This window comes from Curtobacterium sp. MCLR17_045 (assembly GCF_003234405.1).
In the GTDB taxonomy this organism is placed as follows: Bacteria; Actinomycetota; Actinomycetes; order Actinomycetales; family Microbacteriaceae; genus Curtobacterium; species Curtobacterium flaccumfaciens.
Window position 1 is genome coordinate 79354 of record NZ_QKTB01000002.1, and the last position, 14921, is coordinate 94274.

Here is a 14921-nt window from a genome sequence, read left to right on the forward strand (position 1 = left end):
GATCGGACGAGGACATCGCTCGGACGAGCGATGAGCGTCACGGCACCAGCAGGGCGCTTCGGATGAAAGGCGCCTGAAGCAGAACGACGCTTCTGTGGCGATCCAGCAGCAGGCTGCACTCCTGTCCGATCTGGCCGCGAAGCAGGGGCTGTTCGCAGTCACCGACGGTGTGTACCACCGGGCCTCTCGTCCGTCCGTGGTCGCGCTGCAGATCCGGATCACGTCTCCGCCGGACGGTTGCGAACCACGATGGACTCGCTAGACAAAACGTTCTACGTCTGACATGTTAACGGCTGAACGTCAGCATTGAGAGAAGGAGCAGTCGATGAGCAAGATCGGTCAACAGGCTCGGCGTATCACCGCCGGCTTCGCCGCAGCGGCCGTCGGGGGGATGGTGTTCCTCGGCACGGCCCCCGCGCATGCGCAGGACGTTGCAGGGAGCCAGGGAGTCATCGGCGGATGGTCGGAGAGCACCGGGACCGTCGAGGGCGCAGAAACCGGGATGACGGTGCTCGCGGTGAACCACCGTGGCGCTTCGGAACGGAAGACCATCAGCGGGACGACGCACAAGCGTTCGCATGGTTGGACGACCTGGGCAGGGGTGCAGCACTACACGCGCGCGCGGCTCGAGCACGGCAGCAGGATCATCGCTGACTCCGGCCGGAAGTGGGGCAAGTCCGGCACGGAAGCAGTGACCGCGTGGAAGCCGTACCGACCGAACCAGCCCGGCAACGGTGTCGGTAGCGCGAAGACCTACTACGGCAGGTGACACATCGCAGCGGGTGCGAGCCGACGGCTCGCACCCGCTGCTGCGTGAGGAGAAGACGTGACGAAGCAACAGATCACGGCAATCGCGGGCCTGCTCCTGCTGGCCATGGTGTTGACGGTCTTGCTCGGGGTGTTCGACGCTCGCCGACGTGTCATCGCCGCGGAAGGCAATGACCTCCGTACGGGCCAGAGCGCGTGGGTGACCGCGACACTCGATGAACTCGTGCGTGCTCGGAGCGCGTTCGAACCGGGGACGAAGGTGTTCGTGGGTCTGGACGGTGACGTCCGCGCCGTCGTGGTCCTGTCCGGACAGTGGACAGACGTCCCACTGCACGACGGGCACGCACTGACCGGGCGCCCCGGCGAAGCCCTCGCCGGCGCTGACGTTGCCATCCGCGGCGACGACATCGCCGTCGATGGCAAGCCGTACAACGTGGTGGGGCGACTCGGCGTCCGGGCCGACAGCCTGCTGTCCGACGATGTGGTCCTCGGTGATCCGTCGCGGTTCTCGGCGTCACCGCAACGGCTGCTCCTGGACGGCCCGAGCAGCGCCCACCACTACCGCGCACAGTTCCCGGGCAGGAGCGTCGAGATCATCGACGACGGCACGAACCGCAGGACGAACGTCGACGCCGTGTCGCCGGTCCTGGTCGCGCTCGGCGCGCTCGTCATCATGCTCATCGCCGTGGTCGCAGGTCTTCAGGCCGGACGATGGGAACTCCGCACCGCCGCCGTCCGCTTCACCACCGGGATCCGACCGCTGAACACCCTGCGCAGCGCAGCCGCCAGAGTCGCTGTGATCGGCACCGCCGCCTGTACGACTGCCCTCGCGGGCGCGGCAGTCGTCAGGCAGACCACCATCCTCGACCTCGACGTCACCGCCGCAGTCGTCGCGGTCGGAACCGTCGTGCTTGCCGTGTCCGTCGCTTCGTTCTTGCAAGGAAGCCGTCGATGGAACTGCTGAACGACCTCCGGTCCAACTGGGCGATCATCGTCGCCAAGATCGTCCTGCTCGTGCTGCTCGCACTCTGCTGGTACAACGTGGCGTCGTTCACCCAGTCCACATCGCAGGCCGTGGCCCAAGGACTGTCCGCTGATGCCGATGCCGACCTCTACACGGTGGTCGACGATCTCGGCCCGGATGCGTTCGAAGCGATCCGGCGAGACCAGCACGCACTCGACGACGTCGCCTCGTTCGTCGACCGTATCGACGATGAGCCCCGATTCGACTTCATCTCCTCGTACGACCAGCCCGTGACCGTCCAGGACTTCCGCGGCGACGACCGCTTCGACATCGGTTACGGCACCGAGTACACGCTCAGGGGGAAGTACCAGGACGAGTCCGGCAGGACCGTTCAGGACATCAAGTCCGTCCAGCTCAACGAGACCGCGTACGAGTTCGCGGGGCTCTCCGTTCAGGACGGCGTGCCGATCGATTGGGACGCTGTCGACTGGGGATCTGGCCGGATCCCGGTGCTGCTCGGCAACGAGTACCGCGGCGTGTACGAGGTTGGAGCGCGATTCACCGGAGCGGTCATCCTGCAGGAGCAGGAGCTCGAGGTCGTCGGTTTCCTCGAGCCGGACAGTGCCATGTACTTCCGCGGTGAGCCCAACCACTACCTCGACGGCACCGTCATCGTGCCCTACCCGCCGACACTCGCCGGACTCGACCGAGCAGCGCTCGACCGGGTGGATCCCGAGCTGTTCGGACGCCTGGTGTTCCAGGTGCTCAACGCCGACCTCGCCGTCGATCACAGCCTCGATTTCGGGGACGTCGTCGCGCGTCTCGACGCGATCGGAGACGACACCAGCTTCCGGTCGTACACGTTGCTCGGAGTACCGACCTACCTCGTGCAGCTCTCCCTCGTCCGCCAGCTCATCCAGGACAACCTGGTGCTCGTCACTGCGCTGCTCATCATCCTCACCGCGGGCGTGGGCATCATCACGGCCTTCCTCCACCGGCTCCTGCATCACCGTCGTGCGCCAGTGGCGCGGGTGCACCATCTCCTCGGGAGGAGCCCGGACGCGACGAACCGACTGTTCCGCGCAAGCCGCCTGACCGAGTACACCGCCGCGCTCGGGCTGTTCCTCGCGACCAGCGCACTGCTCCCCAACGACAGCGAGATGGCTCGACTCGGCGCCGGCACCGCCCTGCTCCTCTGGTGCGTGGCGGACGGCGCACTCGGCCGGCGAAGAGGTGCCCCACGATGATCGTGCTGCGCGACGTCTCGAAGACCATCACCGAGCCCGACGGATCGACCCGAGCGCTGTTCGACCGACTCGACTTCGACCTTCGTGAAGACGATCACTCGGTCGCGATCACCGGGCGGAGCGGATCCGGCAAGAGCACGCTGCTCCGGATCCTCGCCGGCCTCGACACCGACTTCGGCGGGACATACGAGCACGACGGGCACGTGCTCGAGCGCACCGCACGGAGGATGGCGGCGCATCGACTCCGACACATCGGCATCGTCACCCAGGACCACGGGCTCCTCGGCGACCGGAGCGTGCTCGACAACGTCCGGCTCGGCGTTCCTGCTCGCGCTGACTCCGCCGACCGAGCGCATGAGGCTCTCGAGGCGGTCGGCATCAGCCACCTCGCTGGCAAGCGCCCACGACGACTGTCAGGAGGAGAAGCGCAGCGCGTCGCGATCGCTCGAGCCATCGCGAAGCGCCCTGCCGTCGTCCTCGCCGATGAGCCCACCGGCGCACTGGACGAGGCGACCGAAGACGACGTGCTCGCCCTCTTCGATCGGCTGCAGCAAGCGGGAACCAAGTTTGTGATCGTCACCCACAGTGAGCGCGTTGCACAGCGATGTGGACGTCGACTGCAGCTACAACACGAGCAGCTCATCGCGCGCGGGACGGTCGCGGCTGAAGAACTCGGCGAACATCTCCCGTTTCGCCGTGTGTGAATCGGGCTCGAACTCGAGTCCCTCCACGTTGATGTCGGTCCCGAACAGTCGCAGGATTCCCGGGCCGTTCGGCCCCGCGGTCTCGAGGGACACCGAGAACAGTGTCGGCGACTTCTCTCCTGCAGCGATCCGTCGGGCGTCTGCAAACGCCGCACGGTACGTCGCGTCGGTGACGCGGATCACGCTGACCGAGCAACTCGTGGCGTCCCAGTCGGGCGCGAGCCGCTAGGGCGTGTCTACTACACATGGAGTCTTTGATCCCGCTCCGGGCACTCCGAGGCGTCGGTAGAGTCAAGCCATCGGTCTATCGGCGCCGAACCGCTGGCATTGCAGGGGAGATTGGGGGTGGACGCAGTTGAGCTTCGACGCACACTTCGAGGAGGCCATCGCCCGGGGCAAGGAAAACGCTCGGGTGATCCAGCTCGCACACAACCATTGCCTCCACATGGAGTTCGTCCCGTTCGGCGGGCAAGGCATGCTCGAACCTGCCGTGGGCCTCCCGATTAACATGCGCAAGATCGGGTGCATCAAAGCCCACGGGACGACCGCTGGGCTTCAACTTGGTTCGGTAGCCCGCCAGTTCTACACGGAGAACTGCATCGGCTGCGAGCTCCGCCGCCCCTCCGGTCAGGTGCCGACGCTCGCTGGGCTGGTGGAGGCCGAGGAAAGGCATGAGGCCGAGGCCGCACTTATCGCTGATGCCGAGAAGGCCGAAGCAGAAGCACTTCGAGAACAGCGTGTCCGCAAGCGTGGTGCTCTCCGTGTGTCGGCTGATCCAGCCATGGAACGCGCTCTGCGGGACCTCGATGTCCTGGATGCATCCGATGATGAGAGCGCTGCCGCAGCGCTGCGACGGCTGACCGCTCTCGCACAGAAGGCGCCTGACACGTTCTCTGAAGTCGTGGTCGCAGAGATGCTGATACTCGTGGGCTTTGGCCGTCCCACCATGCTCAAGCCACTGCGAATCCTCGCTCGCACCCAGATGCGCTGGCGGCGGGACGTCGTGGATGCCGCGCTCGCCGTGCTCGAGACCTGGGCAGCAGAGGATGCCGCGCGAGTGCTTTTGCAGTTTCAGAACGTCACGCGACCCGATGATTTCACGGCGTCCGTTGTCAGGTCTCTTCTTTATGTCGCATACGGTCCTTTAGAGGACGATTTCGGGTATTCGGGCGAGAGCCGCTCTACTGATCCCGCGACGCTGAAGCTCCTTGCAGATCGGGCGAGCGACACGCTGATGGAACTTCTTGAAGATATGCTGCCTGGCCCGCCTTCCTTGTCTGGTCTGGAGCTTCCGCCTGGCAACAGGTCGCCGACGGCGACCGTTCACTCGAGCCGCAGTCGTGCCACCGCGGCAGGCGCGATTGCTCAGCTGCTGATCATGGATGAGCCCATCGCTCCACGATTTGTTCCTGCTCTCGTCCGCAATCTGCTCACAGCTGATGACGAGATGGAGGGGCATTCTCATGCAGCCGTCCAGCGGGCGCTGGGCCTGTTCATCGTGCGTGGTGTGGATGGCGCGGAGGAGGCTTGGGCTGCAGCGGGCGAGGGTGCTTCAGATGAGCAACGGGGAACCCTTTTCAAGGTGTGGTGGTTTCTCTCGCAGCTTGTCGACCCCGACCGTGGTTGGCAGGGCGAGGAACCCAAACTGTCCGATGAGGACCGTCAGCAATTGCGCGCGCGGATCTTCGAAACGTCGATGCTGCGACTTGCCGGAGGATGGGGATACGACGTGGCGGGGCAGGCTGCGGACATCATTCTCGATCTCGCCAGGGATGCCCCCTATTGGGCCGCAAGCCAGATCGACGTGCTCCTGGGAGGGTTCATCACCGCAAACAGCGCGGCTGACCAGCCCAGATCGCAGGTTCTCGTACCAACAAACGCCCTACCCGACGCGCTTGCGAAGATGGAGTGGGCGACACGGCAGACGGTCCTGAGGTCCGCCGCCTCCCGCTGCCTCGATGCGGTCGAGTACGCGGCGCAGGCCGATCCAAGCATCGCTCTGGATGCTGTCGTGAAGTTCCTCAGCCACGAACGCGATGAGGAGAAGGACTGGGGCGTTAGCGCGCGCCTCTTGCGGGTACTAGGCAACATCGGACGCGATGCCGGCCAGAGGCCAGGAGTGCTGACAGCTGTCATACCCGTTCTCTATACGAACCTCATGAGCTCGTCCCCTGCCCTTGTGGCTACAGCTATCCGCGCCTGGGCCGAGGTCGCTTCGAGGAATCCCCTGCCCAGCCTGTTCGAGGACTTGCTGCCGGTCCTCATGGAGAACCAGTACATCGCCGTGATTACCGCGTTACTGGAGAGCCTTCCTCGGCTCAGCCTGACCGAGGATGCGATGCGGTCGGGATTGCGATTCGCTGTGACGTGGTTCGCGTCCAGCAAGGTCGGCGGCCCGAATTCCTCCCTCGTTGAACCATCGGTGGAGTGCGCCGGCCGTCTCCTACAGCGGCTTCCCGAAGACAACGTCGCGCTGGAGCGAACGCTACTGAAGGTCTCTGCGGCGCTGCCGGCCCACGAGATCAACGACGTTCTCCGGGTGAACTGGTCTTCTAGAGCACGGAAGAGTGTTGAGTCCGCCCAGATACGACTCGGCCGAGTGGCCGACTCAACCTACAACTCACCGTTCAACCGGCGACACGACACGGAAGAGGTCGCACTCCTCGAGTGTGGGCAGGGTCTGGTCGGATTGGGAGTAGCGGATCTGAAAGCTGCCGCGCAGGCACCCGGCCCCGAGCGAATCCTCGCAGGCTTGCACATCGTCGAAGTGGCTTGGCGCGCCAACCGAGCAGACGACGCTCGTGCAATCTGCGAGCGGCTTGAGGCGTCGATCCCAAAGACGCAGGCATTTGACCGGCAGCGCACTCTGACCACGCTCGTCAACGCGGCCATTTCGGGAGACGAGCCACCTCACGTCGACGAGGAGCCGACCGACGAGAACGGCTTCCCGTCGTTGGCATTCAACCTGCATGCGCAGAGTGCGCTGCGGATATCAATCCGCAGGCTGTTGACCGGGACCGCGGGCCTGTCGTCCGTCAGCAGCATTGACGCCGCTGCCTTGTCGCTCGAAGAAGAAGCGACGAAGTTAACGGAGTGGTCGCAGCGTGCGACGCCCACCGCCGCTTATCTCAGGTTGTTCGCAGAGCTGTGTGTCGTCGCCGCACATCTTTTGAGGCTCGAAGCGGCGGAGATGGACCGCGACGACCCTGCAGCTCGGGCCCGGCGGCGAACGGTGAAACGATCCGCCAGCTCCCTCACCCAGCGCGTCGAAAGCGAACTGGGCACCGATGATCCGTTAGGAGCATTGCTATCAGCTGAGCTCATCCGCGTGCTGCAGGAAGAAGGGGACGTAGACCCCATCGCGCTAGTTGGTGAGTGGGCGTCGCTGCCGCTCCCGCTCATCATCATCGAGGGTGCTCCGCTTCAAGCGGAACGACCGACCGAGCGAGATGCAGTCATCGCGCCCGAGGCGGTCGCGGTCGCGATGATCTCCGTTGACGACCGACAGCTAACAGGACCCGCGGTGCTCCAGCGGCACACGGTGTACTCCTTAGGCGTGAAGCTTCAGGTCGACGAGTGGCCCGTCTGGGCCGACCGCCTCGACCTGGAACTTGTTGGCGGTTTGTCAGCGAAGGACATCCAGCTTCCGGTTATGACCTGGAAGAGGAGCGACGGCTTCGACGGTGTCCTGACTGGGGAAGGAACCTTAGTCTTACGGTTCGCTCTGCCTGCAGGTCGTCCTGCGCCTCCGTTCGTCATTGCCGCTAGCTGGTCGGGGTCCGTAAAGGGTAAGCCGCGGGTAGAACGGCTAGACATCGCGGGCCACGCACAGATCCGGCTTCGTCCCTTCGACGCGTCACGAGACGCGCTGACGACCTACGACATCGTTGATGAGCATTTGCTTGCCCTCTACTCATCGCTTGCCGGTGACTTCCCGGACGACGAGGTGCAAGCGTTCTGTCGGCTGTTCACCTCGGTGTGCCGGTCCGGGTTCCGATTCACGTGGGAGAAGAAGTATCGTCGCGGCGCGCGCGTCACAGAGCGGCAATTCCATGACGATCTCTTCGCCGATCTGCTTGCGGACCCGGAGCTGGAGGGACGTGTCGAGCGTGGCAACCCCTTGGCGCTCGGCTACCTCGATATTCGCCACGGTTGCATTACCGCCGAACTGAAAGTCGAACGCCTTGTCCCCGTGACCGAGGCTTCTGCCCCCAAGTACATAGGGCAAGCCACCCAGTACGCCTCGGCGGACGGTCGGCACCTGTCAATCCTCGCGATCCTAGATATGAGCCCGAAAGAGCTCACAGTCGGGGCACCCGAGAACTATGTATTCACCCTCGTGCCCGCGCTGCACGGTCTCGACAGCCCGGAGACCCCCTCCCTGGTCGCAGTAATCGTTGTTAACGGCAATATGCCCGTCCCCAGCTCGTGGTCGCGGCGAAAACCCAAACGCATGGGTGAATACCCGGCCAATGCGTGATCCGGGTGCCCAGATTCGATGATCGACGCGAGTCCGGTACATGGTGTTTGAGCTGTCGCAGGTCGCCGAATCGATGTCAGAGGTCACCAGCAACTTGGACTCATGATCACGGCACCTGACTCCCGTTGGAAGGTTGCTGCGCGCGACCCTGGCTTGCAGGCCGCGATGACAGCGTCGCAGTCTCATCTTCCGTTGCCGCTGGGCGAGGAGAAAAAGGAAGCACGGGCCGCAGAGCGTCAGATGACGGCCGTACTTAAACCGGCTCGCGTTCGTATGGTCGAATTCGTCCCGCCACAGTACATACTGAACGCCACCGCTCCCATATGCTCTCTACTATGACGATCGACCCATCCCACTTCGGGCCGTACCTGTCGCTCGGCCTGCTCGTGGCCGGCTCTTCGAACCGGAGCGTGGCCACGCTCCTCGCCGAGATCCGAAATGCGGTGTTCTCGGGGCGTCCGAACAGCGAGCGTGGCGAACCCCGCAGCGTGCACACGGTCGAGAAGTTCACGAACGCGTCCGTTGAGGGAAAGGGATTTGTGTACCGTGTACGCGAGACCCCCTCTTGGTGGCGCGGACCTGAACTCAGCGCCCCTACCGGCGCTCGTCACGTCAGTCCAGTCCTCCACGACGTCCTGCACCTCGTCCTCGTGCTGAAGTGCGCACGTTCGATTGCCGTGTACACCTCGCATCCGTCCGACTGGGGACGGATCGTGCGCGCCGTGGACGACGGGACTGTGACGAAGGTGAAGCTGATGCCTGCAGATCTCATCAACGGTGCGTTCACCCACAGCACCTGGGCGATGCCCACGGTCTGGATGAAGGGCCTGCACCATCCTGTCCAGACGAAGGCCGACAGCAAGCAGCTCACGGGGCTCAACGTCCGCTCGGTGATCGATCCGTTCGGCGATCAGACCTACCACTTCTCGTCCGGTCGCTCGCGAGTACCCCTCGGAGAAGACGATTATGAGTCGATCGGTCTCTCGCCGTCCAAGCATCGGATCTGGCTGGGCCAGTCGGCGGATTTCGCCGACTTCTGTGAGCGAACGGAGTGGGCGCTGAAGTTACTTTCGGGCGCGTCAGCGATCGCGACGCCGATCGCCGAGCTTGCACAGCCAGTCGAGTCGCTGGACGAACTCGGAGTTCCTGACGAGATCGGTTGGGCACCGCAGGGTGAACGCGAATTGGGGACGTCGGAGGCGGCCGACGCCTTGGCCTTGCTGGAACAGGTGAGTCTGGATCTCGACACGACGGACTCGACGATCATCGAGGACGATGACACCGGTGACCGGAGCGTTTACGCGGTGGTTCATCTCGTCGCCCAGGGGTCCGCCATCGCCCATGTGACGCTCGAGATCCGGTACCCGCAGGCCTCCAACACGGTTGCCTTGAGGGTCGTCCCGGCGGAGCAGACGGATGAGCTCGACGATTACGAGCAGGCTATCGAGACCATCCTCGTGGAGGAGGGATGGGGGAAGATTCGTTACTCCGACGGCCACGTGGTGTCCGGGAGAGTGGCGTACCTCCCGCACTACTCAGCAGTGCCGTTCACGGGGTGGGAGTGGGTCGACTTCACCACGCCGCGCACAGTGGATGTCACGAAGGAGAAGCCGATCCGCCTGAATGCGACCGATCGGCGGGCTGCTGACCTCTCTCGCATCGGCGAGATGGGTGATGACTCGTTGTTCAGCTGGGTATACGACCGGTGGGGCGAAGGGCGTCCCGGAATCCTGTTGTGCGATGACGGGAGCGGCGAGATCGCGGACTTCCTTCATCTAGCACCGATCGATGACGACGGAGAGAGCCTGCTGACGTTCATCCACGCGAAAGGTGGCAAGAGCGGGGACTCCAATCGTGGGCTGTCAGTGAGCGAGTACGAGGTGGTCATAGCCCAGGCAATCAAGAACCTCGCTTACGCAGAGCCGGAAGCGATCGCCGCGAAGCTCCGGGCGCTGTCCGCGAACGCCCGAGTTTGGAACGAGGACAACCCTGGCCTCGACGCCTCCGGCTTCGCGGACGAACTCCTCGGCAGGAGAAGGAAGATCAGGCGCCGAGTCGTGGTGCTCCACCCGCACACGCTACGAGGCAAGTACGAGATCGACGCTGGAGGCGCGACTTCGAGCCTACGGGGTCGACACGCGCAGCTCAGCACCCTCCTTCTCGAGGCAGAGGCGACGTGTCGGAGCGTCGGCGCGCAGTTCTCTGTCATCGGTGCCGACCAGTGAAGTCACCCCGACCAGCCGCATCATTTCCAACGATGGCTAACCATGCGCAAGCTCACGCGTCCTGCAGGCCGGACGATTCGTTTTACCAGGCAACTTTTGGAGGATTGCTCGGATGGCTCGAATTAAGTCGTGGGTGACCACCACGCGGGAGGACGTCGGCCCTCACAAAGTTGTGAGGATGGTGCCGCTCGACGAGGCCGCGGTGAACACGGGGGTGACATGGGCTGCTGCCGCTGTGCCCCGTCACTATGTTTCTGCAGATGAGATCGCGGCAGTGCTACGCGAGCTCGGCAAGCCCGAGGCGGCGGAAGTCCTCAGCGGAAAGCTGCCGGTCAGCAAGCGGACCCGGTCGGGCGAACTCGGAGAGATCCTTGGCACCCAATATGTGGCGCGAGAACTCGGCTATCGCATGATCGCGCGCCTGCGGTGGAAGGACAGCCGCGATATGCCCATGCGCGGCGATGATCTCCTCGGCGTTCGCCTGGTGGACGACGACAAGCTCGAGTTCCTCAAGGGTGAGGCGAAGAGTCGCGCGAGCCTGTCGACTTCGACTCTGGACGAGGCTGAGACGGCGTTGCTGAGCGATCACGGCCTGCCGACGCCCCATGCACTGATGTTCGTCGCCGCGCGTCTGCGCGAGGTGGGCGAGACGGAGTTGCACGTGAAGATCATCGCCGCCCAACTTCGCGCACGTATCCGACCAAGCGAGGTACTGCACCTGCTGTTCACGTTCTCCGGCAACAACCCTCTCAAGTTGCTGCGCAATCACACCAACGCCTACGCGGGCAAGATCCGCCGACTCGGCGTGGGGCTACAGGTCCCAGAGCACCAGGCGTTCATTCGTCGAGTCTTCGAGAAGGTGATCCGTGATGCCCGGGCGCGTTGAGGATCTCGAAACCGCGATCGGTCGGGCAACTGCGCCGGGCTTTCGTGGACGGCTCCTCGCCCGCGGGGAAGCGCGCGCAATGATATGGCGCGATGGCGCTCTCCCGGAGGACGCTCCCGCATTTGACGTCCTACTGAGCCACGATCTTCTCGCCTACGGTTACGCGCTACTGGAGCACGGCCTAGAGCTGAGCGATCTTGAGGGACCTACCGACGTGTCCCGACAGGCATTCGAGAACGCAGCGGCAGCAATCGAATCCGTCGTCGCCCGAGGGGAAGGAACACCAGAACTGGGCTTTCATCGCGTGGTCGCTGCAGCCAGCTTTCACCTCGCACGATACTCAGCACGGGCCTACTCACTTCTGACCGCGACGCGCAACGATCAGAACGTCTCACCCATCGAGAGATGCTTGGTTCTGCTCATGCTCCGGGATCTTGACACACTGACGGGCCTCGTCTCCGAAACCCGCGCAGATGAAAAGGCGACAGATGCGAGCCTCGCCGCGGAGTTACGCCGCACGCTCGACCCGAGCGACACGAACAACGATCTCGACGGCGGGGCCGATGTCCTCGATGTAACCGATACCGCCCTGGCCGATGCGTTTATGGCCGCGATCAGCGTGGCCATGCTGGCGTTCGAACGTGGCGAGCCAACGCTCCTCACGGGCGCCATCGCGCGACTGCAGATCGGTATGCGCGGCGCAGCCGCCCTGAGCATGGTGCCACAGTGGTGGTGTCATCGACTGGCGATCCACCTGCTCCGGGGTCTGTGGGAATCCAGCTTCCACGTGGTCTTGCCGACTGGCCCGGGAGACGGGGACGTTGGCGAGTGGGATCGCCTGCGCGCCACATTCATCGCCTCGCTCTTCCGCCGACGCCGCTCCGAAATCGACCTCTGGCCCTCCCAACTGGAAGCTGCGTCACGGGTCCTGAACACCCAAGACAATCTCGTGCTCTCCCTCCCCACGAGCGCCGGCAAGACTCGCGTCGCCGAACTGTGCATCCTCGCGACCCTGGCCGAAGGCAAACGAGTGGTGTTCGTCACCCCGCTCCGGGCGCTCTCCGCACAGACCGAGACCGCGCTGGAGCGCACCTTCGTCCCTCTCGGCAAGACCATCTCATCCTTGTACGGCGCCACTGGGGTCAGTGATGTCGACGAAAGCATCCTCCAGGAGCGCGACATCGTGGTCTCTACTCCCGAGAAGCTCGACTTCGCGCTCCGCAACGATCCGGATCTCCTCAACGATGTCGGGCTTATCGTGCTCGACGAGGGACACATGATCGGCGCGAACGAGCGGGAGGTCCGGTACGAGGTCCAGATCCAGCGCCTCCTTCGCCGCCCCGATGCGAAGACTCGTCGCATCATCTGCCTCTCAGCGATCCTGCCCGAGGGCGACGAGGTGAAGGACTTCGTCGATTGGCTCACAGACGATGAGCCCGATGGACTGATCAGCAGCGACTGGCGTCCCACCACGCTCCGGTACGGAGCGGTCGTCTGGCGGGGAGACAACGCGAGGCTGAACATCACTGTCGGCGGTGAGGAACCGTACGTGCCCCGATTCCTCACCGCGGAGACCGTTCCCAGCAAGCAACGCAAGCTCCCGTTCCCGAAGGACGCGCAAGAACTGACGCTGGCCACCGCCTGGCGGCTGGTCGACGACGGCCAGACCGTACTGGTGTTCTGCCCACTGAAGACCTCTGTCAACGCGTTTGCCAAGTTGATTGTCAAGTTGGCCAGGCAAGGTGCGCTCCGTAGCGTCTTCGATGGCGACCCGACTGTCCTGAACACCGCACTGAGCATCGGTCAAGAATGGTTCGGAGCCGACCATCCTCTCCTTGCCTGCCTGCGCATGGGCGTCGCCATCCATCACGGCTCTCTGCCAGGGCCGTACCGCAGAGAAGTTGAGAAGCTTCTGCAACAGGGAGAACTTAAGATCACGATCTCCTCCCCCACGCTGGCGCAGGGACTGAACCTGTCGGCGAGCTCGCTTGTGGTGCACAGTCTGTGGCGCAACCGGAAGATCATCGATGGCGCCGAGTTCCGCAATGTCGTTGGCCGCGCCGGACGAGCGTTCGTCGATTCGTCCGGACTTGTCGTGCATCCGATGTTCGAGCCCACCCGACGAGCACGACAGAACTGGGAACAGCTCGTCGAAGATTCGCAGCTGCGGGATATGCAGAGCGGACTCTTCCGACTCCTCGTTACCCTGCTCCAGAGGATGTCCGACAGTCTCGGTGAGGTCGACTGGGCCGAGTTCACCGAGTACGTGACAGGGGTTGCCGACTGGTCTTTCCCCGCGATTGCGACCGAGGACGAAGAGACCACGAGCGAAGCTATGAAGTCCTGGCCGGGCCAGCTCGCAAGTCTGGACTGCGCGATACTTGGCCTGCTCAGTGACTCATCTATCACGGAGGCCGATCTCGGTACCGCGCTCGATGCTGTTCTCGCTTCGTCGCTGTGGGCCCGGACGATCGCTCGCTATCAGGAACCTGTGCGCAACGCACTGCGGACAGGTCTCGTGGCCCGAGCTGGAGTCATCTGGCGGAACACGACTCCGGATCAGCGGCGCGGGTATTACCTGGCCGGCGTTGGGCTTGCGACCGGCCGGGAACTCGATTCACATGCTGAGCACCTCAACCGTCACCTGCAAATCGCCGAAGCGGCCATCCGACTCGGCATGGATGGAGAAGCGATCGACGCCATCACCCGCTTCGCCAGGATCGCGCTCGATATCTTCCCCTTCACTCCGAAGACTCGACCGCGTAACTGGGAGAAGATTCTGGTCGGGTGGCTGCGAGGGCACCCAGTCGTAGAAATCGCGGCCGACGACAGCCTCGAAACGGCCGAGTTCATTGAAGACACCCTCGCATACCGACTCCCGTGGGCACTCGAAGCCGTCCGTGTTCGCGCTACAGCACACCCCGCCCCCGATGCATTCCCCTGGGAGCTATCGGGTCTGGAGGCCGGACTGAGCGTCGCCGCCGTCGAGGCCGGCACACTCAACAGAGCCGCCTCAACGCTGATGCGTGCAGGCTTCGCGTCTCGGTCGGGAGCGCTCGCCGCAGTTGAGTCGACTGGAGCCGAGTTCTCGACGCTTGGCGGGCTACATGAGTGGATGACGTCCGACGCGACACAACTCGCAGCCGGAGGCATGGCGTGGCCGACTCCGACCACCCACGAACTGTGGACGAGCTTCGCCAGGCGCAGCGTCACGTCGCGCCAGCGAACGTGGGTTCACGAGGTGCACCAGTCGATAGTGACTTGGATGCCTGGCTACGAGCCGAGCTTCGGCGAGCCATACCGGGCGCTCTCCCAGACCAACGGAACAACCTTGCTCGAGACAGCAGATGCCCGGCAAGTTGGCGTGCTGACCGCGCGCCTGAGCCCACGTCGCCAGGGACTACTGAAAGTCACCGCGACCAGCGTCGGCGACACGGTCGAGCTCGAGTACCGTGGCCCGTCCGACCTCTTTGCGTAGACATCCGCCGGATCTATGGCTCCAGATTGCATCGCCGTGACTCACGGCCTACCTCGCGGCTATGGCTCGATCACCGGCCGCGGGCCTAATGATGAGCGGGCTCGTGGATTGCACAACAGGACTTTCATCGTTCGCCCCCGATGGCGGCCCGGTAGAGCCGTCGATGACG

8 protein-coding genes are annotated in these 14921 nt (G+C 64.1%); all 8 read left to right on the top strand.

All coding sequences use genetic code 11. From position 1 onward, the window contains the following. Positions 1–325 precede the first annotated feature (325 nt). A complete protein-coding gene (locus tag DEJ05_RS02580) occupies positions 326–769 on the top strand; it encodes a hypothetical protein (protein WP_111109670.1) in 444 nt (147 codons plus the stop codon). Positions 770–826: 57 nt separating this feature from the next. Next, positions 827–1732, top strand: coding sequence for a hypothetical protein (locus DEJ05_RS02585; RefSeq protein ID WP_111109671.1), 906 nt, complete (start codon positions 827–829; stop codon positions 1730–1732). After that, entirely contained in the window at positions 1720–2979 is a 1260-nt protein-coding gene (locus tag DEJ05_RS02590; protein ID WP_111109672.1) for a hypothetical protein, read from the top strand. Before DEJ05_RS02585 ends, DEJ05_RS02590 begins: the two co-directional genes overlap by 13 nt. Beyond that, complete coding sequence (locus DEJ05_RS02595; protein ID WP_111109673.1) at positions 2976–3683, top strand: ABC transporter ATP-binding protein; 708 nt, start codon at positions 2976–2978, stop codon at positions 3681–3683. Before DEJ05_RS02590 ends, DEJ05_RS02595 begins: the two co-directional genes overlap by 4 nt. Positions 3684–4038: 355 nt before the next feature. After that, the gene (locus DEJ05_RS02600) at positions 4039–8163 is read left to right on the top strand and encodes a hypothetical protein (protein WP_111109674.1); all 4125 of its coding nucleotides are present in this window, start codon (positions 4039–4041) and stop codon (positions 8161–8163) included. A 335-nt stretch (positions 8164–8498) separates the two neighbouring features. After that, positions 8499–10388 carry a hypothetical protein gene (locus DEJ05_RS02605; protein ID WP_146244999.1) on the top strand — a complete coding sequence of 630 codons (1890 nt, stop codon included), beginning with the start codon at positions 8499–8501 and terminating at the stop codon, positions 10386–10388. A 112-nt stretch (positions 10389–10500) separates the two neighbouring features. Beyond that, positions 10501–11274 carry a DUF1837 domain-containing protein gene (locus DEJ05_RS02610; protein WP_258376071.1) on the top strand — a complete coding sequence of 258 codons (774 nt, stop codon included), beginning with the start codon at positions 10501–10503 and terminating at the stop codon, positions 11272–11274. A gap of 79 nt (positions 11275–11353) precedes the next feature. Beyond that, positions 11354–14752, top strand: coding sequence for a DEAD/DEAH box helicase (locus DEJ05_RS02615; RefSeq protein ID WP_258376072.1), 3399 nt, complete (start codon positions 11354–11356; stop codon positions 14750–14752). Positions 14753–14921 lie beyond the last annotated feature (169 nt).

Coding starts and splice junctions, on each gene's coding strand:
- DEJ05_RS02580 (WP_111109670.1), top strand. CDS start 326: ATGAGCAAGATCGGTCAACAGGCTCGGCGTATCACCGCCGGCTTCGCC.
- DEJ05_RS02590 (WP_111109672.1), top strand. CDS start 1,720: ATGGAACTGCTGAACGACCTCCGGTCCAACTGGGCGATCATCGTCGCC.
- DEJ05_RS02595 (WP_111109673.1), top strand. CDS start 2,976: ATGATCGTGCTGCGCGACGTCTCGAAGACCATCACCGAGCCCGACGGA.
- DEJ05_RS02605 (WP_146244999.1), top strand. CDS start 8,499: ATGACGATCGACCCATCCCACTTCGGGCCGTACCTGTCGCTCGGCCTG.
- DEJ05_RS02610 (WP_258376071.1), top strand. CDS start 10,501: ATGGCTCGAATTAAGTCGTGGGTGACCACCACGCGGGAGGACGTCGGC.
- DEJ05_RS02615 (WP_258376072.1), top strand. CDS start 11,354: ATGATATGGCGCGATGGCGCTCTCCCGGAGGACGCTCCCGCATTTGAC.